This is a genomic window from Hymenobacter canadensis, from assembly GCF_027359925.1.
Classification (GTDB): domain Bacteria; phylum Bacteroidota; class Bacteroidia; order Cytophagales; family Hymenobacteraceae; genus Hymenobacter; species Hymenobacter canadensis.
In genome coordinates this window covers 2,917,864-2,938,751 of sequence record NZ_CP114767.1, presented here as the reverse complement: position 1 = coordinate 2,938,751, position 20,888 = coordinate 2,917,864, and the positions used below count along the sequence as shown (strand labels likewise).

Genomic DNA, 20,888 nt, shown 5'->3' with positions numbered 1-20,888 from the left:
GCGCCCCGGCCCCCAGCCGGGGCGTTTTGCGTTGTAGCATAGGCTTTAGCCTGTGCCGTCCAGCGCAGGCTTTGCCTGGCCTGCCTGCTACCGCACTATGCGCTTTTGGCCGGCTGGCGCGCAGAAGCGTATGCTGCACTTTCTATCTTTGGCCATCTCCCTCTTTCCCCATCCATGAATCTTGCTATCATCCTCGGCCTGCTGCTGGCCGCCTACCTGCTTGGCTCCATCCCAACGGCCCTGTGGGTGGGGCAGCGTTTCTTCGGCCTCGATATCCGGGAGCATGGCTCCGGCAACGCGGGTGCCACCAACACCTTCCGGGTGCTGGGCAAGAAGCCGGGCTCGTTCGTCATGGCCATCGACGTGCTGAAAGGCTGGGCCGCCACCTCGCTGGCCCAAGTGATGCTCAATCAGGGCGCCATCACGCCCGGGCAGTTGCTGTATTTCCAGCTGGCCTGCGGAATTCTGGCCATCGTGGGGCATATCTACCCGGTGTTTGCGGGCTTCCGGGGCGGCAAGGGTGTGGCCACGGTGCTGGGCATGATGCTGGCTATTGCGCCCGCCACGGTGGGCGTGTGCGTGCTGGTGTTTCTGGCGGTACTGGCTACCACGCAGTACGTGTCGTTGAGCAGCATGTCGGCCGGGGTGGCGTTTGCGTTGCTACAGTTGTTGCCGGCATTCCGGCCGCAGAACCCGCTGCTGGTGTGGTTCGGCTTTATTCTGGCGGCGCTGCTCATCTACACCCACCGCGCCAACATCGGGCGGCTGCGGGCCGGCACCGAGAGCCGCGTGCCGCTACCGTGGAAGAAGTGAAGTAGGAAACTGGACTGAGAATGAAAAGACACTGCTTATTGCTGCTGGTGAGTAGCCTGGCGTCTTGTGCAGATTGCCAGGAGTATTATCGTGAGCAAATTCTGCCGATGGATATTAAAGCGGTAGTGGTTAAAAAATACAACGACAGCCTCAATCATACTTATCCGATGATAGGTATCCGGCAGCCAACGGGTGATAGTGAGTTTACCTTGTATTTCTATGACAGGAGCCACTTGTGGGACTCGCTGCTGGTAGGCGACAGCCTGAGAAAAGAAGCTGGCACGATGGAGTTCTACCGCACTCGTGCTGGACGGCGTACGTTGTTTGAAGTAAGCTGCGAATAGTAGCAACCAGGTAAACAGCATCTATCTGCTCTATAGCATCTGTTCCTGTCTGCCTGAATTTTCTTCCTAGTAGCCAATACCAAGTTGTTGGCTGCTATCTGATAGCACTTGGCGCGACCACTACAAACGGTTACTGTAACGCTAGGGCTAACCGCGGGGGCGTGGTATGTTTGTACATTGGTTCAACGCAGCAATAATGCTCGAACCTGAATCCCTTAATTTGCTTTTTCCCAATGGCTGATATCGTCCTGATTGCGGAATCGTATGGCTCTATGCTGCTGGCGCCGGAAGTTCCCTGCCTGATTGTGCAGTGGCACGGCTTCGCAAACCGCCAGCAGTTTCAGTCGCTCATGGACCGGGGCCTGGACCTGTACATCGAGGAAGCCACCCGCACCCAGCCGCTGGGCTGGCTGGCCGATACGCGCCTGATCAGCGCCATCACCCCCACCGACCAGACTTGGCTCGATACCGTCTGGAACCCCCGGGCCTACGCCGCCGGCATCCGGCACGTCAGCTTCGTGCTGGCTGAAAACGTGTTTGGGCAGATTTCGGTACAGAACTACACGGCCAATACCGAGGCTGCCGCCGCATACACTATTGAGCCCTCCCATCACCGTACCCTGCCCGAGGCCAAGCGCTGGCTGCACAAGGCGTTGCACGCCTAGCCGAGCCTGTTTTTTTCGCTCTTCCCCATCGGCCAATAGCGCCGGAAGGCGGTTGCTGTCTTTTGCCCCCTACTACCCATGAAACAGACCCTACAGAATGCCCTGGGCCGCACCTACATCAGCGTGGAGCAGGATACCGCAAACCGCTGGATTGCGGTGGACTGGATGGGCTACCTCACCACCGACAGCATCAAGGCCGGCGCCCGGGCCTACACGGAGGCGCTGGCCCGCTCCAGCTACCAGGCCGTGCTCAACGATACCCGCAACGTGCTCGGCCCCTGGGACCATTCCATCGACTGGGTGGTAAACGAGTGGGCGCCCAACGCGGCGGCGGCCGGCCTGCGCTACCTGGCCATGATCAGCACGCCCGATTCCATGGCCGATTCCTCGGCTGCCACCTTCTACGCCCAGCTCAAGGCCTTCGAAACCCGAATTTTCGACAACGAAGCAGACGCCGCGGCGTGGCTGCGGCAGAGTCTGGCATCGGGGCGGTAGCACACGGCTCCTACGTATCTGTTGGCTACTTTTACCCCCGGATTCCCCACTAACCCCGCTTCCCGCATGGCTTCCATCCTCGAACAGCACCAGGACCGTTTTCTGAGCGAATTGCTCGACTGGCTGCGTATCCCTTCGGTTTCGGCCGACCCCAAGTTTCACGGCGACGTGCTGAAAGCCGCCGAATACCTCAAAGCCCGCTTCGAGGAAGTAGGCCTCGACAAGGTAGAGCTGTGCCCCACGGCCGGCAACCCCATCGTCTACGGCGAGAAAATCATCGACCCCAGCCTGCCCACGGTGCTCGTGTACGGCCACTACGACGTGCAGCCCGCCGACCCGTATGAGCTCTGGGATTCGCCGCCGTTCGAGCCCGTCATCAAAGACGAGAAGATCTACGCCCGTGGCGCCTGCGACGACAAAGGCCAGGTGTATATGCACGTGAAGGCCCTGGAAATGATGAACCTGGAAGGCGGCCTGCCCTGCAACATCAAAGTGATGATTGAGGGCGAGGAGGAAATCGGGTCCAACAACCTCGGCATCTTCGTGCGCGCCAACAAGGAAAAGCTCAAGGCCGACGTCATCCTGATTTCGGATACGGGCATGCTCGCCAACGACGCGCCCAGCATTGAGGTGGGCCTGCGCGGCCTGAGCTACCACGAAGTGGAAGTGACCGGCCCCAACCGCGACCTGCACTCCGGCATCTACGGCGGGGCCGTGCCCAACCCCATCAACGTGCTCTGCAAGATGATCGCCAGCCTGCACGACGAAAACAACCACATCACCATCCCCGAGTTCTACAACAACGTGGCGGTGCTGACGGACGAAGAGCGCGCCGAGCTGAACCGCGTGCCGCACTCCGACGACGAGTTCAAGCAAAGCATCGGCCTGAACGACGTGTACGGCGAGAAGGGCTACTCCACCGTGGAGCGCATCGGCATCCGGCCCACGCTCGACGTGAACGGCATCTGGGGCGGCTACACCGGCGAGGGCGCCAAAACTGTCATTGCCTCCAAGGCCTACGCCAAGATTTCCATGCGTCTGGTGCCTCACCAGACTTCCGACGAAATCACGGCCCTGTTCCAGCAGCATTTCACTCGCATTGCGCCCGCCGGCGTAACGGTAGTCGTGAAGCCCCACCACGGCGGCGAACCCGTCGTGACGCCGACCGACTCAGTGGCCTACAAAGCCGCCGCCGACGCCATGGAAACCACCTTCGGCAAGCGCCCTATCCCCACGCGCGGCGGCGGCTCCATCCCGATTGTGGCCATGTTCAAAACCGAGTTGGGCCTCGACACTGTGCTGCTGGGCTTCGGCCTCGACTCCGACGCCATCCACTCGCCCAACGAGCACTATGGCGTCTTCAACTTCCTGAAAGGCATCGAAACCATCCCGCACTTCTACCGCAACTACGCGGCCGCCATGAAGGCATAAGAAGTGGTTTTCTGAAAGCAAAAAGCCCGGCTCCTGATAAGGAGCCGGGCTTTTTGCTTGTTGAGGTCGGTGGCCAGTAGCGCGAACTTTGTATTCGCGCTACTGCCTACCGGTTATTTGCCGGGCAGCAGGAAGCCTACCGAAGCCTGGAACACCGAGTTGCGGGCGTTGCGCACGTCGGCGTCGCCGGTGTAGCCGTCTTTGCCGAAATCCGTGAACGAGCCGTTGTAGCGGAGGCCCAGGATCAGGCCGTTGTCGGCCTGGTAGCCCAGGCCGGCAGCGTACCCGATTTCGTTGCGGTTCACGTTGTCGAGGTCGGCTACGCCTTGGCTCTGGAAGGCCGTGTTGCCGTTGATGGACACCTTCGAGTCGTCCTTCACTTTCAGCAGGTAGCTGTACTGCGGGCCGGCCTCAAAGTAGGCACCGCCGGCGCGTATTTTCAGTAGCACCGGTACGTCGATGTAGTTGTAGGTCCGGTCGCCATCGTATTTCACCCGCGCGCCGGCAATGTTAAACTCATCGTCGGCGTAGGTGAAGCCCTTCTGCGAGAACAGCACTTCCGGCTGCACCGACAGGAAGCCGTCGTCGAGCAGGCCAATGTTGAGCATGACGCCGCCGTGGAAGCCAACTTTGTTTTTGTAGCGGTCTTCCTCGGTCAGGTCGCCTGAGATGTTGGACAGGTTGGCGCCGCCTTTCAGGCCGAACCGGATGCCCTGCGCGTGGGCGGAGGCGCCGCCCAGCAGCAGCAGGGCAAACAGAGCAACAGAAGTCTTTTTCATGGGGTAAAAAAGGTTAGGTGAACCACAGTGCCCACTATACGAGCCAGGCTGGCAGGCGGGTTGTGGCGGCAAAAATAAACGGCCGCCTCTTCGCGGGAAGAAACGGCCGTTTTCAAAGCGTATTGTGCCAGAACCTACTTGGTAGGAATCAGGTAGCCCAACTGCAGCGTGAAGGCATTGTTGAACGCCTTGGGCTCGTTGTCGGTGTCTTTGGTGTCAATCAGTGAGTTGAAGCCGCGCGCATAGCGCAGGCCCAGGCTGATGCCGCCATCGGTCATGTAGCCAACACCAGCCACGCCGCTGATGTCAAATTGCGCTAGATCCGACTTCGACGACTCGCCGCGCTTGATGCCGCTGTAGTCCAGGAAACCGCCGTCGTTGTCGGTTTTTACTTTGGTGCCATCGGCGAATTTGGTGGTAGTCTGCTGCTTGTTTTTCGAGCCGAACAAGTAGCTCACCTGCGGGCCCAACTCAAAGAACAGGCCGCCGGCGTTGATGCGGGCCAGCAACGGCACGTCCAGGTAGTGCAGCACGCGCTGCTGCTCCACTTCGCGGCTGGTTACGGTCTTGCCGTTTTCCGTGCCCAGGTTGCCGGTTTGGTTTGACTGAACTTCGTATCCCTTGCGGTTGTAGAGCAACTCAGGCGCAAACGCGAAGAATCCGTCGCTGCTGAGCGGGATGATGGTGCTGATACCTGCATTGTAGCCCAGCTTGTAGTCGCCCAGGTCGGTGCTGTAGCCGGGGCCGGTCAGCAGGTTTACGTTGTCGCCGGAAACGTTGGAGTAGGTACCACCAACTTTCACGCCGAGACGGAAACCACCAGCGTCCTGGGCGTGAGCAACGGCAGCTGCTGACACCAGGGCCAGCGTGAGGGCAAGAGACTTTTTCATGAGGATAGGTGAGGGGGGGGGAGGTGGCAAACACGGAACGGCAACACAATTCGGGGCTGGGGGCCACCAGTGGGGCCGTTTCAGGGGCTCTTAGCGAAAGAAGCACCTATAATGTTGCGTTGCAGCGAAAAATTAATCTGGGCAGGGCGTGCGGGCGGCAGCGGTTTGGATGCCTACTTTAGTGCTCGTTTTGCTGTCGTATGTTCTTTTATAGTCGCTTGATAATGAAGCTGGCAGGGGCGCTGCTGCTGCTGTTCGCCGGGCCGTTGCAGGCGCAGTATACCTCGCCCGGCCCCTTGGTAATCGGGGCCTACGCGCAGGGTAGTTTTATTCTGGCCCACACCCCGGCCATCAGCCATCTGGCCGTGTCGCACCCCACGGGTCTGGAGTTGAACCTGCAGCGCCAGACGAATGGCTCGGAGCCCTGGCACGCCTGGTACCGCTACCCCAAAATCGGGCTGGCGCTGGTCTACTACGACTACCACAACCCCGTGCTGGGCCGCTCCTACGCCTCCACCATCTACCTCAACAAACGGTTTCTGTACTCGCCCCGGCACGAGCTGAATTTTCGGCTGGGCACGGGCCTGGCCTACTTCACCAACCCATTCGACCTCGAAACCAACCACAAAAACACCATCGTCAGTTCGCACCTGAATGCCGTGCTTCAGATGCGCCTGGAGTACGATGTGGCCGTGGCCGAGCACCTGGGCTTACTGGTAGGGCTGGGGCTCAACCACTATTCCAACGGCGCGACCACCAAGCCTAACTTCGGCATCAACCTGCCCACCGTGTTTCTGGGGCTCAACTACCACCAGCAGCGCCCCTTCGTGCCACTAGCGCCGCCCGCCGACGACACGCCCACCGACCTGGGCCGGAATTTCCTCAACCTGAGCACCAGCCTGGGCTTCAAGCAGCGTAGCGCCACCGACCGGCAGAAGTACCTCGTGCACTCCGTGTCAGTGCTGGGCGGACGCCGCGTCGGGCGCAAAAGTAACCTGCTGGTGGGCCTCGAAGGCTTCTACGACCGAAGCCTGGTGCCCGAGCTGCGCGACACCGCCCGCACCAGCGAGAATCTGCCCGACGTGAAAAAGGCCGGCGCCCTTATCGGCCACGAGCTGCTGTTCGGCCGCCTGGCCGTCGTCACGCACCTGGGCATCTACTTCTACAATCCCTACAAGTCCAACACGTTCTATTACGAGCGGATCGGCCTGAAATACCACGTCACCGACCGTCTATTCGGCGCCGTCGACCTCAAAGTCCACCGCGGCTCCGCCGACGTAATCGAGTGGAAAGTGGGCGTGAAGCTGTAGGGTGGATTTGTGGGTTGAACGTCATGCTGAGCATGTGGCGCATCAAGCCAGTGTGCGCAGCCGCAGTCGAAGCATCTTTACCGCTTCGTATGGGTTGCGGGGCTAGCGACAGCACGCGAGATTCCTCGCGCTGCTCGGAATGACGTTCCCGCAGAATGACGTTCCCGCGAAGCGGTAGAGATGCTTCGACAGGCTCAGCATGACGTTCAATCCACTACTCCAGTACTCCGCTACTTCACCAGCGCCTGATTGATGCGCTTGATCAGGCCGGGGCCTTCGTACACAAAGCCACTGTACAGCTGCACCAGCGAGGCACCGGCCGCCAGCTTTTCCTGCGCATCCTCGGGCGAGTGAATGCCGCCCACCCCGATGATGGGCAGCGCGCCCTTGCTGTGCTGATGCAGGTATCGTACCACTTCGGTGGCGCGCTGGCGCAGCGGGCGGCCGCTCAGGCCGCCGGCGCCCAGGCTCTGCACGTGGCTGGCGTCGGTTTGAAGTCCGTCGCGGCTGATGGTGGTGTTGGTGGCCACGAGGCCGCTGAGCTGCGTTTCGCGGGCTATCAGCAGGATGTCGTCGAGCTGGGCGTCGGTGAGGTCGGGAGCTATTTTGAGCAGCAGCGGGCGGGGCGAGGGCAGCGTGGCGTTGCGCTCCTGCACCTGCTGCAGCAACCGGATCAGCGGCTCGCGCTCCTGCAGCTGCCGCAGCCCCGGCGTATTCGGCGACGATACGTTCACCACAAAGTAGTCGACCACGGCGTGCAGCGCCTCCACGCAGGCCACGTAATCATTGGCGGCCTGCTCGTTGGGCGTGTCCTTGTTCTTGCCGATGTTGCCGCCCACAATCAGGCCGGCCGGCCGCGGGCCGCGCAGCCGCTCGGCGGCGGCGGCGGCGCCTTGGTTGTTGAAGCCCATGCGGTTGAGCAGGGCCCCATCCTGCGGCAGCCGAAACAGGCGCGGCGTGGGGTTGCCCGGCTGCGGCCGCGGCGTCACCGTTCCGATTTCCACGAAGCCGAAGCCCAGCTCGCCCAGCTCCGGCAGCAGCTCGGCGTTTTTGTCGAGGCCGGCGGCCAGCCCCACCGGGTTGCGAAACCGCAGCCCGAACACTTCCCGCTCCAGATCCGGGTGCTGAAAGCCGTAGAGCCCGCGCAGCAGCGCAGCCCCGCCCGGCACCCGATGGGCCCGCCGCAGGTTGTCGAACACCAGATGATGCGCTTTTTCTGCGTCGAGCTGAAAGAGCAGGGGCTTGAGTAGGGATTTGTACATGGCTGACCAGCGCGTTTCCGGAAGACAAAGCTCCCACTTATTCCGTTAGCGGGCACGCGGTCTGGCAACAGCTTCCGAAAAATTTATTTTGAAAGATATATGCCTGAAAGCTAGTTGGATCGGGTGCGCAATGGGGGCTGCCTGACCGCAAAGGCAGAAAAAAGCTTGCAGGAAGTGAAATGACCTAGTACTTTTGCCATCCCTTCAGCAGGAAGCCAAGGCCAATGCAACGGGAACTGATTCTGTAGCTCAGCTGGTAGAGCAATACACTTTTAATGTATGGGTCCTGGGTTCGAATCCCAGCGGGATCACCAAAAACCCTCACTGCGCTTCGCAGTGAGGGTTTTTTATTGTTGCCCACCGGAAGCCAAAGTCCCTGCAAGCCTAAGTGGTGCAGCCACCACCAACCGGCACAGCTTCCGGACTCGCGTGAGCCACAAAATCCGTGAAATCCGAATAATCCGGTTAAATCCGTGATTCAGCCGGCCCAGCCTTCCCGGTCGAGGCTGCGGTACTGGATGGCTTCGGCCAGGTGGGGCAACTGGATTTCCTCGGCTTCGGCCAGATCGGCAATGGTGCGGGCCACTTTCAGAATCCGGTCGTAGGCGCGGGCCGAGAGGCCGAGCCGCTCCATGGCGGTTTTGAGCAGCGTGCGGCCGGCGTCGTTGGTGGCACAGATGTCCTTCACCATCTGGGGTGGCATCATGGCGTTGGAGTGGATGTCGGGGAAGTCCAGGAAGCGGCGGGTCTGCACCTGCCGGGCCGCATCCACACGACGCTGAATGGCCTGGCTGCTCTCGGCTTTGCGCGTTTCCGTCATCTGGTCGAACGTGACGGGCGTGACTTCCACGTGCAGGTCAATCCGGTCGAGGAGCGGGCCGCTGACTTTGTTGAGGTAGCGCTGCACCACGCCGGGGCCGCATACGCACTCTTTTTCCGGGTGGTTGTAGTAGCCGCAGGGGCAGGGGTTCATGCTCGCAATCAGCATGAAGTTGGCCGGAAAGTCGATGCTGACTTTGGCGCGCGAGATGGTGACGCGGCGCTCCTCCAGCGGCTGGCGCATCACTTCCAGCACCGTGCGCTTGAACTCGGGCAGCTCGTCCAGAAACAGCACGCCGTTGTGGGCCAGCGAGATTTCACCCGGCTGCGGGTTGCTGCCGCCGCCCACCAGCGCCACGTCGGAAATGGTGTGGTGCGGGGCGCGGAAGGGCCGCGTGCCCAGCAGCGAGGCGTTAGCGCCCAGCTTGCCGGCCACCGAATGAATCTTGGTGGTTTCGAGGGCTTCCTGAATGGCCAGCGGTGGCAAAATGGTGGGTAGGCGCTTGGCCAGCATGGTTTTGCCCGCGCCGGGCGGCCCGATCATAATAACGTTGTGGCCGCCGGCCGCCGCTATTTCCAGGGCCCGCTTGATGTTTTCCTGGCCCTGCACGTCGGCAAAGTCGGCCGCGTACTGGTTGGCGTCGAGCTGGAAGGCGTCGCGCGTGTCCATCACCAGCGGCTCAATGGCCAGCCGGCCCTCGAAAAAGTCGATGGCCTCCTGCATGGTGTCCACCGGAATGATGTCGAGGTTGTTGACGATGGCGGCCTCCCGGGCATTCTCGCGGGGCAGGATGAAGCCTTTGAAGCCTTCCTTGCGGGCCTGAATGGCAATCGGCAGCACGCCCCGAATGGGCCGTAGCGCGCCATCCAGCGCCATTTCGCCCATGATGATGTACTCGCCCAGCCGCTCGGTGTTGAGCTGCTGCGAGGCGTGCAGAATGCCCAGTGCAATGGGCAGGTCGTAGGCCGAGCCTTCCTTGCGGATGTCGGCCGGGGCCATGTTCACCACCACTTTGGTGCGCGGCATCCGCAGCCCCCGAAACTTGAGGGCGGCCTCAATGCGCTGCTGGCTTTCCTTGATGGCATTATCGGGCAAACCCACCACGTAGAAATTGGTGCCCTGCGATACAACTACTTCAATGGTAATGGTATAAGCATTTACTCCCTGCACGGCCGAGCCGAAGGTTTTGGTAAGCATACGATCCGTCGGTAAACAATAAAGTGGAGTAGCAATATAGCCGAAATCCTACACCCTGGCGCACACAAATTCGCCCGTAGCTTCTCTTGTTTCAGCGGATTAGGTTGAACCGAAAAGATGCTACGGGCGAAACGACCTGGCAGCGGCAGAACCGCCGGAAGCAGGCAAGTAGAACGGGCTAGCTGCCCTGTTCGTCTACCAGCTGCTCAATGATCATAATCATGATGTGAATGGCCTTGATGTGGATTTCCTGCACCCGGTCGGCATAGCCGTGGTGCGGGGCCCGGATTTCCACGTCGCAGAGGGCCGCCAGCTGGCCGCCGTCTTTGCCGGTGAGGCCGACTACCTGCATACCTGCCGCTTTAGCGGCCTCAGCGGCGCGCAGCACGTTGGGCGAGTTGCCGCTGGTGCTGATGGCCAGCAGTACGTCGCCGGGGCGGCCCAGGGCCTCCACGTAGCGGCTAAAGACGTGGTCGTAGCCGAAGTCGTTGGCCACGCAGCTCATGTGCGAGGCCTCGGTGAGGGCAATGGCACCCAGGGCGGGGCGGTTCTGGCGGTAGCGGCCGGTGAGCTCCTCGGCAAAGTGCTGGGCGTCGCAGAGGCTGCCGCCGTTGCCGCAGCTCAGGATTTTGCCTTTCTGCCGCAGGCTGCCGGCCATGAGGCGGGCGGCCTGCTCAATGGCCGTGAGGTTGGCGGGGTCCGCCAGAAAACGGTCCAGCACGGTGCGGGCTTCGGTCAGCTCCGCCCGGATGAGGTCGGGGAGGGAAACGGGGGTGTTCACGGCACGAAGATAAGCCGGCTACGCCAGCGGCGCCTCGTCGCGGGTGGTGGGGCGGTGCGCGTCGGGTGGCACGGGGGCCGGAACCACGTAGCCTTCGGGGTGCACGGTGGTACCGGTGCGGGGCGCGCCCAAGCCGGGGCTGCGCTGCTCCAGCTGCTGGTCGTAGAGGCGGGCCTTCAGCTCGTTGATCTTGCCTTCGTGGGCGGCTACGTTGCGGCGGAGCAGGGTGCTGTCGAGGTTTTCGGTGATGAGTTGCAGGGCAAGCAGCACGGCGCCCGTCACGAACAGGGCGTAGTAGAAGCCGGCGGCGTTGCTACCGGCCGTCACGGCCATCAGGCCGTCGCGCGAGCCGGGGCTGAGGATGAGCAACAGGGCCAGCAGGACATAAAGCATCACCAGAATGGTGACCAGACGTTTCAGCGCAAGCATGAGGTGGCAGAGCTAGGTGAGAGAACAATGCGCCCGTGTACGCGAAAACGCCGCAGGCGGGTTAAATATAGTGGTTCACTTATTCTAACAGGCTGTCAGCCTCCGGCCGAAGCGGTACCGAACCGGCCGATGCAGGCCGGGCCGCGGCAAGCCGTGCCTGCAGCTGCCGCAGTTTCTGGCGCTCAATCGGGAAGAGGCTGTCGGTGGGCTGGCGGCGCAGCGAGTCCAGCAGTTGGGTGGCGGCCAGCGTGTCGGCGGCGGTCAGCAGCGATTCGGCGCGGAGCAGGGCGGTGTCGTAGGCCATGCTGGCGGCTATTTTGCGCTGCAGGGCGGCCTCGGTGACCTGCCGGGCGGGCTGTTGCTGCGCCTGCCGGAACTTGCGCCACAGCCACGTGCCGCCCTGGGCCAGCAGCAGCAGCACAATCAGGGTGGCTACCCAGCGGCGCGTGGTGTCAGAGGAAGTCGCCATACCGCCGATCGGGCCTTAGCGCGCCACGGTGGCCGTATCGGCCAAAACGGTGGAATCGGCGAGGACGACGGGGCCGGTGCTGGCGGCTTGGCTGGCCCGGATCCGGTCTTCCAGCGCCGCGTTACGCTCGGTGAGCTGCTCCATGCGGGTGGCCGAATCAGGCTGCTGCTCTTTGTACCAGTATTTATAGGCGAAACGCAGGCCAATCATCACCAACGCCAGCGTCCAGAACCACTGCGACTTAAACCACGGTACTTGCTGATTAGCCATTTTCGTTTTTCGTGGTGTGTAATTCGTCTTTTGAGGATTATTGCATTGTTTGACAAGAAACGAAAAACGCATCAGGAACAACAAGAAACGCAACCCTAAGCCAGCGCCGCGTTGGTGGCCTGCATCTGGCTGAGGCGCTGGTAGAGGCCACCGGGCCGGCGCAGCAGCTCGTCGTGGGTGCCGCGCTCGGCAATGCGGCCCTGGTGCAGCACAATGATTTCGTCGGCGTGCTGCACGGTGCTCAGGCGGTGGGCAATAACCAGCGAAGTGCGGCTCTGCATGAGGCGCGTGAGGGCTTCCTGCACTAGCTTTTCGCTTTCGGTATCGAGCGCCGAGGTGGCTTCGTCGAGGATGAGGATGGGGGGGTTGCGCAGGATGGCCCGCGCAATGCTCAGCCGCTGCCGCTGCCCGCCGGAAAGCCGCCCGCCCCGGTCGCCGATCAGGGTGTGGTAGCCTTCGGGCGTGGCCATGATGAAGTCGTGGGCGTTGGCAATGCGGGCCGCTTCCATCACCTCGGCCTCGGTGGCTTCAGTGTTGAAGCGGATGTTGTTGAGTATGGTGTCGTTGAACAGGATGCTTTCTTGAGTCACGATGCCCATCTGCTCGCGTACGGAGTGAATGGTGCAGTCGCGCACGTCGTGGCCGTCGATAAGGATCTGGCCGCCGGTGGGGTCGTAGAAGCGGGGCAGCAGGTCGGCGAGGGTGCTTTTGCCGGAGCCGCTGGGGCCTACCAGGGCCACGGTTTTGCCTTTCTCAATCACGAGATTTATGTCCTGCAGCACCGGCGCGTCGGCGTAGGCGAACTGCAGGTTGCGTAGCTCAATGTGGTGCCGGAATTCGGGCAGCACCTGCGCGTCGGGCTTGTCGCGGATGATGGGGTCGGTGTCGATGATGTGCAGCACCCGCTCGCCGGCCACCAGCCCGCGCTGGATGTTGCCAAACGACGACGACAGCGCTTTGGCGGGCGTAAGTACCTGCGAAAAGATGACGATGTAGCCGATGAAGGTGGCCGCCGCCAGATTGGATTCGCCATCCAGAATCAGCGTGCCGCCAAAGTATAGCAGCCCCGCCACCACCGTTACGCCGGCAAACTCCGAAAAAGGTGAGGCCAGGTCGCGGGTATTGTCGATGCGGCGGGAAGTGCGGGCGTACTGGTCGTTCTGGTCCTCAAACTTGCCCGTAATGTAGGCCTGGGCATTGAAGGCCTTCACTACCCGAATGCCGCCCAGCGTCTCGTCAATCACCGAAAGCATGGTGCCGAGCGTGCTCTGGCTCTGCTTGGCCTGCGTGCGCAGGCGCTTCGATAAACTCGCAATCAGGCCGCCCGAAATCGGCAGCAGCACCAGCGTGAACAGCGTGAGCTTGGTGGAAATGCTGAATAGCACCGTGAAGTAGAAGATGATGGTGAGCGGCTCCCGGATCACGCCGGTCAGGGTGTTCACCACCGACGTTTCCACCTCCTGCACGTCGGACGTGAAGCGAGACATCAGGTCGCCTTTCCGCTCGCCGTTGAAGTAGCCCAGCGGCAGCTGAATGATGCGGTGGTAGAGGTCGAGGCGCAGGTTGCGGATTACACGGGCCCGCACCCGCGCAATCAGCCGGAGGCTGAGGTAGCGGAACACGTTGCTGAAAAACACCGAAGCCACCACAAACAGGCACACAAACGACAGCGCGCCCAGCTTGCCGCGCGTGGCAATCACCTGCCCAAAATAGTAGTAGAAAGTGTTCTTGAAGTAGTCGGCCGACATCGCAAAATCGGGCAGCACGCTCGGCGTCGGCGACTTGTCGGTGGTGTCGAACAGCACGTCCAGCAGCGGGATGATGAGCGTGAAGTTGAAGATGCTGAACACGATGGTCAGCACCGTGAGCAGCAGGTACAGCGGCAGAAAGTCGGCGTAGGGCCGGGCGTATTGCAGAATGCGGAGGTAGGTCTTCATCGGTAGCCGCAAAGGTAGCATTGTAGCATAGGCTTTAGCCTGTGCCCCGCCACCCACGGCGCGCCCGGGCCTACTCGACTCCGAAAACGGCTACTACCTCAATCTGGCCGATAATGTGGCGGTTGAACTCAGCCAGTTCCTCGGCCGGCACCCACAGCTCGTTGTGCTCCCGCAGCCCCACGTTCTGCACCGGGAAGGTGGCGGCGTATTCGGCATCCACGGCAAAACGCAGCACGTAGCCCACGCCGTAATAGGGCACGTTCCAGTCGCGGGCAATGCGGGTGGCGTACTCTTCATTGAGCACCGGATAGAAAATCGGCTGCTCCGGCAGGCGCGGCGGAAACTCCAGCCACCCTGCCGCCGCAATCAAATCCAGCTCCTGCTGATTGACGGGGCGGTACAACAGCAGGGCTTCTGGTTCGTGGCGCATATGGGGAAGTTGGTGATGAGTGGGTGGTGTAAAAGAACGTCATTCCGAGCGAAGGCGGAGCCGGAGCCGAGGAATCTTGCCAGTGTGGTAGCATCATTTACTACATTAGCGAGATTCCTCGGCTCCGGCTCCGCCTTCGCTCGGAATGACGTGCTGGGTTGTCGTTCGGCTTAAAACTCGTGCAGGCGCTGGGCGATGTTCCAGCGCAAGCCCAGCGAGGCCAGGGCGGTGGTGCCGGCGGTGGCATAGGGCACCGACTGGTCGAGGGTGCGGTTGCGCACTACCAGCTTGCCATCGAGCCAGAGGTTGTGGGCCGCCTGCCAGGTGCCGGTAAGGTCGCCGTGGAACAGGTAGGACGTGGCCCCGTCGCCGACGCGGAAGTCGTACTCCCGGATGTTGCCGTTGGCGTCCAGCGGGCGGTTGGTGTAGGGCAGGTTGGGGTTGCCGCCGTTGTTCTGGCCCACGGGGTCGAGGCCCTGCTTCACGTAGAAGCCCTTGGCCACCACGTTCAGGCGCGGCAGCGGCTGGTAGCTCACAATCCCGATCAGCTCCCACAGGTTGGCGCCCATAGGGTGCGCCAGCGGCTGCTGGTAGTGCTGGTAGTTGCGGTACTTGTCTTCGTGCTGGTAGAGGTAGGGGCGGATGTAGTTGAACTCGCCCTGCACGTCCAGGGTGCGGATGCCGGCCACGTTCACGTATTTGGCGCCCAGCTGAATGCCCTGCTTGTTGGCCCACCAGCCGTTGCCGCTCCGGATCTGGCTCAGCACAAACTCATCGAGCACCACCTGGCCGTAGAGTTGCAGCTGCTGCTTCACGTTCCACTTGAAATCCAGGCCCAGCAACGCGTTGTCTTCGGAGCCCACGCCCTGCTCCACGGCGCGGTAGAAGATGATGGGGTTGAGGTACTGCAGCTCGAAGCCCCGGCGGCGCTGCCGGGTTTGGTATACCGGATTAGGCGCTCCAGGTGGGGATATTAAGTCCTGGACTTCTTCGTAGCCACTGTACACCACGCTTTCAAACACGCCGATGTTCAGGTTGGGCCGCACATCGAGACTGAGGTGGTGCATGGCCAGGTACTTGCGCTCGTAGGAAGCATCCACGTTGGGCGCGTCGGACACCATCTGCGCAAACAGGTTCTGGTAGTTGAACTTCCAGATGCGCGTGTTCAGCTTCAGAAAGAAATACGGCGCCGAGTAGTCCGACATAATCAGGCTGCGGTAGCCGTTGCCGATCTGGTTCCGGTCGTGGCCCAGCTGGATGTTGACGTGGCGGCTGGCGGCATACGTGAGGTAGCCCCGCGCCGACAGGTAGTCGTACTGGCCGGGCGTGGTCTTAAACGGCTTCCAGAACCCTTCGTGCGGCACGGCTAGGTCGCGCTCCACGCGCTGCTGCACGTATTCGGGCACGGCCATCTGGTTGTCGGCCAGGAAGGTGTAGAAGCCCAGGCGCTTGTCAATGGTCCCTTCCAACTGGATGCCGCGGGTGTTCTGGAAGGTGTAGCTCTTGGAACCATCCGAATTGCCGAGGCTCAGGCCCGCCACCGGATTCACGCGCAGCGTGAAGTCGGGCGTGGCCACGCTGTAGAGGTCGGAATGACGCTCGTAGAAGTACTTCAGCCGCGGCTGCGGGCGCCGGTTTACGGCATTGGCGCGCGAGGTGTAGTTCCAGTTGTCGCGCAGCAGGTACTCGGCATTGAACCGGTCCTGGGCCGAGAGGTTGGCGCTGTCGGCCAGCATCCGCTCGGCGAGGCGCGCCACGGCCGCCCGCGGGTAGGGCCGCACGGAGGTGTGCAGCTGATAGATAGAGTCGGTGCCGTAGAGAATGGCGTACCGGTCAATCAGGCGGTACACATCGGCATCAAGCGGCACGGTAGTGGAGCCCTGCGTATAGTCGGGGGATATAGCCAGGTTGTCGGGCACGGGCTCCGGCGGTATCGGACCGTCGAACTTCATGGACATACTTTGGCTGAAAGCAGCTTGCTGGAGCAAGGCGCTCAAAGCCAGAAGGAGGATAGGTTTTTTCATAAAGAGGTAGGCCACATACACAAATCCGGCAGCCTGGTCGCAAAACTACGCAGTTGGCACAACACTCGGATGCCGACAGGGCTGGTTGCCAGGGTCTGCGCCAACTACTAACGTGCGGCGGCAGCCGGCATTGCCCGGATTCTTTGCCACTCAACGCCCGGCGCGTGTACCTTTGGCGCGTGCCCCTGCTGCTGCTCCGCCATCCTCAACTCGACCTCTCTGCCTGGGATGCCTGCGTGGCCCGGGCCACGCAGCAAGTGCCCTATGCCCAAAGCGGCTGGCTGGCTGCTACCGCCGGCCGTTGGGATGCCGTGGTGGAAACCAGCCCCCAGGGCCACTACGTGAGCGTGTTGCCATTGCCCGCGCTCCGCCGTCCCTGGGGTCGGGTTCTGTATCAGCCGGCCTTCACCCAGCAGCTGGGTTTGCTCACCACTGCCGACAGCCGCCACCGCGAGCTGCTCGACTACCTGCCGCTGCTGCGCGGGCACTATGCCCAGGGCTACCTGCAGCTGCACACCGGGCAGGAGCTGGCATCTGAGCCGCCCGGCTTTCAGCTCACTGAGCGCCGCACCTACCACCTGCCGCTGGCCCCCGACTACGCCACGCTGTTGACCGGCTATACCGCCGACTACCGCCGCCGCCTGCGTCTCAACGGCCAGCAGTCGGGCCCGCTAAGCGTAGTCCCGCTGCCCGACATCACCGAAATGCTGGCCCTGTTCCGGCAGCACAGCGGTGAAGCGGCTGGCCTCAAGCCGAAGCATTATCAACAGTTGCAGGCCCTGTATGCCTGTCTGCAGCCACTCGGCCAGGCGCTGCCGCTACAAGTGCGCCACCCCGAAACCGGCGAACTGCTGGCAGCGGCGCTGTTTGTGCGCTACCGGGAGCAGCTGGTGTACCTGTTTGCCGCCGCCTCGCCGGCCGGCAAAAAAGCCGGGGCGCCGCTGCTGCTGCTCGACTACGTGATTCGGCAGCACGCCGGCACGCCTGGGCTGCTGCTCGACTTTGAGGGCGGCATGATACCGTCCATTGCCCGTTTTTTCGCCAATTTCGGGGCCACGCCCGTTCCCTACGCGGCCCTTTCCTTCACCTCCCAACGCCCCTGGTACCTGCAATGGATGCGCTGACCTCTCCTCTCCCGGCCGATTCTGCCGCCGCCGAAAACACTCGGGTGCACGTAGTGTGCGCCGAGCCGTCCATCGCCAACCACTTCCTGGCCGAACTGCGCGACGTGGACGTGCAGCGCGACTCGCTGCGGTTCCGCCGCAATCTGCAGCGTCTCGGCGAAATCATGGCCTACCGCATCAGCTCCCAGCTCAGCTACGTGGAGAAAAGCGTGAAGACGCCGCTGGCCGAGGCCAGAAGCCTGCAGCTGCACGACTTTCCGGTGCTGGCCACGGTGCTGCGCGCCGGCCTGCCGTTTCACCAGGGCTTCCTCAACTACTTCGACCAGTCGCCGAGCGCCTTTGCGGCCGCCTACCGCATCGAAGGCACCTCGCAGGTGCAGGTGCAGGTCGATTACCTGTCGGCGCCCAGCCTCGATGAACGGGTGCTGATTCTGGTGGACCCGATGCTGGCCTCGGGCAAGAGCCTGGTGCAGACCTACCGGGCCATGCTGCGCTTCGGCACGCCGCGCCAGGTGCACATTGCCGCCGTCATTGCCTCGCCCGATGGCGTGGCCCACGTAACGCGCGAAATCCCGGAAGCCACCCTCTGGGTAGCCGCCATCGACGAAAAGCTCAACGAGCAGGCCTACATCGTGCCCGGCCTCGGCGACGCCGGCGACCTGTCGTACGGTAGCAAGCTGTAACGCGAAGCTCTCCTGCTTCCGCGTACGAGCGAAGCGAGTATCTGGCGTGGCATCATTTGGCGCGGCCCCGGATACTCGCTTCGCTTGTGCACGGAAGGCAGGAGCTTCGCGCTACAACCTGTTCGGAACGGATTTCCGCGTTTCTTCCTTGAATGGTAACGCACCTCTTCCCGGAGTTCGTCGTATTTTTAGGATTCGCTTTCTGTCTGTGTTTTTCGCTGCCGTGCTGCCTCAACTGCTTAAATACGCTTCCGTTTTCCTGCTGGGCATGGTCAAGTTTGTGGCGGCCCCGGTAGCCGGGGTGGCCGCCGGTGTGCCGGTGCCGCTGATCTGGCTGCTGTCGGTGGCGGGGATGATGACGACGGTGGTGCTGATTTCCAGCGTGGGCAAGATGTGGGCCCTGCACCAGCGGCAGCGGCGCGAAGCCAAGGGCAAGCCGCTGTTTAGCCGCAAGAGCCGCCGCATTGTGGGCATCTTCCGGCGCTTCGGCATGGCCGGGATTGCCTTTCTCACGCCCATTCTGTTCAGCCCCATCGGCGGCACCGTCATTGCCACGCAGCTGCACGTGCCGCGCCTGCGCATCATGCTGCACATGCTCTGGAGCGCCGTGCTGTGGGGCGCCGCCTTCACGCTGCTAGCCGTGAAATTCAGCCACTTACCCATCTTCGACCACTACCGGTAGGTTGTCATTGCCAGCATTTCCTGCATTAAGCGCGCCACGACCATAAACAGAGAGCCCTCCGGCAGTAGGTTATTAGCCTAACGCCGGAGGGCTTTCTGTTTAATTCAGGCTTAACGCATCGAAAGGAAGGATTGACGCCGCTTGATGCGCGGAATCTCCTTCGTCCTCGCAATGACAGCAGATTACTTGCGCTTGGTGCGGGCTTTGGCGCGGGCGGCTTTCACGGCTTTCTTGCCGGGGCGCGAGTCGCTGCCTTTGGTGGAGTTGGCTTTGCTGCCTTTGGTGCTGCGGTTGGGGCCGGCCACAAACGGGCGGCCGGTGCGCTTATCAATCGTGACGCCGGCCTTGATCCATTCCTTGCGCTCGTGGAAAGCGCCCTGGAACTCGGGGTCTTCGCGCTTGCGGCGCTCGTCCTTTTCGCGGTCCATTTCCTGCTGCTCCTCAAACATGGTGGGCATCACCGTCACGGCGGGCGGTATGGGCACCAGCGGAATTTCCTGCCGGATCAGCTCGGCAATCTTCTGCATGTGGTGCATTTCTGCCTCGTTGGCGAAGGTGATGGCCGCGCCCGTATGCTGCGCCCGGCCCGTGCGCCCGATGCGGTGCACGTAGTCGTCGTAAATCAGGGGCACGTCGAAGTTGATAACGTGGCTTACCAGCGGCACATCGATGCCGCGGGCGGCCACATCGGTAGCCACCAGAAAGCGCACCTCGCCCGCCTTGAAGGCCTCCATGGCGTTGATGCGCATGTTCTGGCCCTTGTTGCCGTGGATGGCCCGCACCTCGCCGTGGGCTTTGCGCGTCAGGAAGCTGGCCACATTGTCGGCGTGCTCTTTGGTGCGCGTGAAAATCATCACGCGGTTGAAGGTGTCCCAGTCCAGAAACAGGTATTCCAGCAGGTTGATTTTGGTGAGCAGGTTGGGTACTTCGTACAGTTCCTGCGTCACGGTCTGGGCCGAGGTAGCGGCGGGCGTTACCTCCACGCGCACCGGAAACTCCAGAAACTCCTCGCTCAGCACCGATACCTTCTCGGGCATCGTAGCCGAAAATAGCACATTCTGGCGCTTGGTCGGAATGACTTCCAGAATGCGCCGGATCTGGGGCATGAAGCCCATGTCCATCATCTTGTCGGCCTCATCCATCACCAGCGTTTTCAGCTCCTTCAGCACCAGGTCGCCGCGCAGGTACAGCTCCAGCAGGCGGCCCGGCGTGGCAATCAGAATATCGACGCCGGCGGCAATGGTTTCAATCTGCGTTTTCGGGCCCAGTCCGCCGTAGATGGCGAAAATGCGCAGATCGGTGTAGACGGCCAGCTTCTTGAGGTGGCTTTCCAGCTGCATGGCCAGCTCGCGGGTAGGGGCCAGCACCAGGGCCCGCGGGTTGGTGCCCTGGGCGTATTTCACCTTCATCAGCAGCGGCAAACCAAAGGCGGCCGTTTTGCCGGTGCCGGTCTGGGCAATGCCCAAAATATCGTGGCCGGCGAGCAGCAGCGGAATGGTTTGCGCCTGCACAGGCGTGGGCTCCGTGAAGCCCGCCTCGGCTACGGCCGTGAATAGCTGCTTGTTGAGCTTGAAATCGGAAAAGGCGGGCACCTGCGGCGTATCGGACATGTCAAAAGGGTGTTGCAAGCCGCAAAGGTACGGGGAATATAGGCGGCGTTTTCCGGTGAACTGATAATCCACGGTCATCCTGAGCCTGCGAAGGACCTTGTCACGCCCGAACAGTAGGTCTGATAACCGCTTGCTGATTCGTAATAAGGTCCTTCGCTCTGCTCAGGATGACAGCAGATTAACGTGCCATCCAGAAAAAAACTGCCAGCAAAGTTTGCAAATGCACTTTCGTACACTACTTTTGTTGCTCCAAAACAAACACGGTAGATATAGCTCAGCTGGTTAGAGCGTCGGATTGTGATTCCGAAGGTCGTGGGTTCGAGCCCCATTATTTACCCACTGCAAAAGCCTCTGACATTGCGTCGGAGGCTTTTTCTTTTTCCGTCAGGCAGTTGCGGTGGCCTTGGCGGCGGCATCGGTGCAATAAATTCGGCGCTAATGCG

General features: G+C 61.8%; 21 protein-coding genes and 2 tRNA genes. 11 read left to right on the top strand and 12 right to left on the bottom strand.

Annotated features, from left to right (window positions below):
• The first annotated feature begins 174 nt into the window (after positions 1–174).
• The 5 genes from plsY to O3303_RS12660 all read left to right on the top strand — a co-directional run bounded on the left by plsY (position 175) and on the right by O3303_RS12660 (position 3,748).
• Positions 175–813, top strand: coding sequence for a glycerol-3-phosphate 1-O-acyltransferase PlsY (plsY, locus tag O3303_RS12680; protein ID WP_269558762.1), 639 nt, complete (start codon positions 175–177; stop codon positions 811–813).
• 20 nt (positions 814–833) lie between these two features.
• The gene (locus tag O3303_RS12675; RefSeq protein ID WP_269558761.1) at positions 834–1,157 is read left to right on the top strand and encodes a hypothetical protein; all 324 of its coding nucleotides are present in this window, start codon (positions 834–836) and stop codon (positions 1,155–1,157) included.
• A 233-nt stretch (positions 1,158–1,390) separates the two neighbouring features.
• Positions 1,391–1,822: a hypothetical protein gene (locus O3303_RS12670; protein WP_269558760.1), complete on the top strand. Its 432-nt coding sequence runs from the start codon at positions 1,391–1,393 to the stop codon at positions 1,820–1,822.
• Between the two features lie 78 nt (positions 1,823–1,900).
• Positions 1,901–2,317 carry an STAS/SEC14 domain-containing protein gene (locus O3303_RS12665; RefSeq protein WP_269558759.1) on the top strand — a complete coding sequence of 139 codons (417 nt, stop codon included), beginning with the start codon at positions 1,901–1,903 and terminating at the stop codon, positions 2,315–2,317.
• A gap of 66 nt (positions 2,318–2,383) precedes the next feature.
• Positions 2,384–3,748, top strand: a complete 1,365-nt coding sequence (locus O3303_RS12660) for a dipeptidase (protein WP_269558758.1) — start codon at positions 2,384–2,386, stop codon at positions 3,746–3,748.
• 113 nt (positions 3,749–3,861) lie between these two features.
• Here O3303_RS12660 and O3303_RS12655 read toward each other — a convergent pair whose 3' ends face one another.
• Entirely contained in the window at positions 3,862–4,527 is a 666-nt protein-coding gene (locus O3303_RS12655; RefSeq protein ID WP_269558757.1) for a porin family protein, read from the bottom strand.
• Between the two features lie 134 nt (positions 4,528–4,661).
• Positions 4,662–5,417: a porin family protein gene (locus tag O3303_RS12650; protein WP_269558756.1), complete on the bottom strand. Its 756-nt coding sequence runs from the start codon at positions 5,415–5,417 to the stop codon at positions 4,662–4,664.
• A gap of 224 nt (positions 5,418–5,641) precedes the next feature.
• Here O3303_RS12650 and O3303_RS12645 point away from each other — a divergent pair, with 224 nt between their 5' ends.
• Complete coding sequence (locus O3303_RS12645) at positions 5,642–6,727, top strand: acyloxyacyl hydrolase (RefSeq protein WP_269558755.1); 1,086 nt, start codon at positions 5,642–5,644, stop codon at positions 6,725–6,727.
• A 230-nt stretch (positions 6,728–6,957) separates the two neighbouring features.
• Here O3303_RS12645 and O3303_RS12640 read toward each other — a convergent pair whose 3' ends face one another.
• Complete coding sequence (locus O3303_RS12640) at positions 6,958–7,989, bottom strand: quinone-dependent dihydroorotate dehydrogenase (protein ID WP_269558754.1); 1,032 nt, start codon at positions 7,987–7,989, stop codon at positions 6,958–6,960.
• Between the two features lie 238 nt (positions 7,990–8,227).
• On the opposite strand from O3303_RS12640, the gene O3303_RS12635 reads away from it, so the two are divergent.
• Positions 8,228–8,303, top strand: a tRNA-Lys gene (locus O3303_RS12635).
• Between the two features lie 164 nt (positions 8,304–8,467).
• Here O3303_RS12635 and O3303_RS12630 read toward each other — a convergent pair.
• The 8 genes from O3303_RS12630 to O3303_RS12595 form a co-directional block, all read right to left on the bottom strand.
• On the bottom strand, positions 8,468–10,006 hold the full coding sequence (locus O3303_RS12630) for a YifB family Mg chelatase-like AAA ATPase (RefSeq protein WP_269558753.1): 1,539 nt from the start codon (positions 10,004–10,006) through the stop codon (positions 8,468–8,470).
• 178 nt (positions 10,007–10,184) lie between these two features.
• Complete coding sequence (gene lpcA, locus O3303_RS12625) at positions 10,185–10,787, bottom strand: D-sedoheptulose 7-phosphate isomerase (RefSeq protein ID WP_269558752.1); 603 nt, start codon at positions 10,785–10,787, stop codon at positions 10,185–10,187.
• Between the two features lie 18 nt (positions 10,788–10,805).
• A complete protein-coding gene (locus tag O3303_RS12620; RefSeq protein ID WP_269558751.1) occupies positions 10,806–11,216 on the bottom strand; it encodes a hypothetical protein in 411 nt (136 codons plus the stop codon).
• Positions 11,217–11,295: 79 nt separating this feature from the next.
• Positions 11,296–11,685 (bottom strand): hypothetical protein, encoded by a 390-nt coding sequence (locus O3303_RS12615; protein WP_269558750.1) that lies wholly within the window; start codon positions 11,683–11,685, stop codon positions 11,296–11,298.
• A 15-nt stretch (positions 11,686–11,700) separates the two neighbouring features.
• Entirely contained in the window at positions 11,701–11,955 is a 255-nt protein-coding gene (locus O3303_RS12610) for a hypothetical protein (RefSeq protein ID WP_269558749.1), read from the bottom strand.
• Between the two features lie 95 nt (positions 11,956–12,050).
• Positions 12,051–13,892: an ABC transporter ATP-binding protein gene (locus O3303_RS12605; protein WP_269558748.1), complete on the bottom strand. Its 1,842-nt coding sequence runs from the start codon at positions 13,890–13,892 to the stop codon at positions 12,051–12,053.
• Positions 13,893–13,962: 70 nt separating this feature from the next.
• Complete coding sequence (locus O3303_RS12600; protein WP_269558747.1) at positions 13,963–14,322, bottom strand: hypothetical protein; 360 nt, start codon at positions 14,320–14,322, stop codon at positions 13,963–13,965.
• A 170-nt stretch (positions 14,323–14,492) separates the two neighbouring features.
• Entirely contained in the window at positions 14,493–16,274 is a 1,782-nt protein-coding gene (locus O3303_RS12595; protein ID WP_269558746.1) for a hypothetical protein, read from the bottom strand.
• A 215-nt stretch (positions 16,275–16,489) separates the two neighbouring features.
• On the opposite strand from O3303_RS12595, the gene O3303_RS12590 reads away from it, so the two are divergent.
• The 3 genes from O3303_RS12590 to O3303_RS12580 all read left to right on the top strand — a co-directional run bounded on the left by O3303_RS12590 (position 16,490) and on the right by O3303_RS12580 (position 18,835).
• Positions 16,490–17,470, top strand: a complete 981-nt coding sequence (locus tag O3303_RS12590) for a GNAT family N-acetyltransferase (protein ID WP_269558745.1) — start codon at positions 16,490–16,492, stop codon at positions 17,468–17,470.
• Positions 17,458–18,153 (top strand): uracil phosphoribosyltransferase, encoded by a 696-nt coding sequence (gene upp, locus O3303_RS12585; protein ID WP_269558744.1) that lies wholly within the window; start codon positions 17,458–17,460, stop codon positions 18,151–18,153. The genes O3303_RS12590 and upp overlap by 13 nt, the downstream gene beginning before the upstream one ends.
• A 208-nt stretch (positions 18,154–18,361) precedes the next feature.
• Positions 18,362–18,835: a hypothetical protein gene (locus O3303_RS12580; RefSeq protein WP_269558743.1), complete on the top strand. Its 474-nt coding sequence runs from the start codon at positions 18,362–18,364 to the stop codon at positions 18,833–18,835.
• A 182-nt stretch (positions 18,836–19,017) separates the two neighbouring features.
• Here the strand turns inward: O3303_RS12580 and O3303_RS12575 are convergent, their stop codons facing one another.
• Complete coding sequence (locus tag O3303_RS12575; protein WP_269558742.1) at positions 19,018–20,445, bottom strand: DEAD/DEAH box helicase; 1,428 nt, start codon at positions 20,443–20,445, stop codon at positions 19,018–19,020.
• Positions 20,446–20,708: 263 nt separating this feature from the next.
• Here O3303_RS12575 and O3303_RS12570 point away from each other — a divergent pair.
• Positions 20,709–20,782: transfer RNA gene (locus O3303_RS12570), tRNA-His, on the top strand.
• The last annotated feature ends 106 nt before the right edge of the window (positions 20,783–20,888 follow it).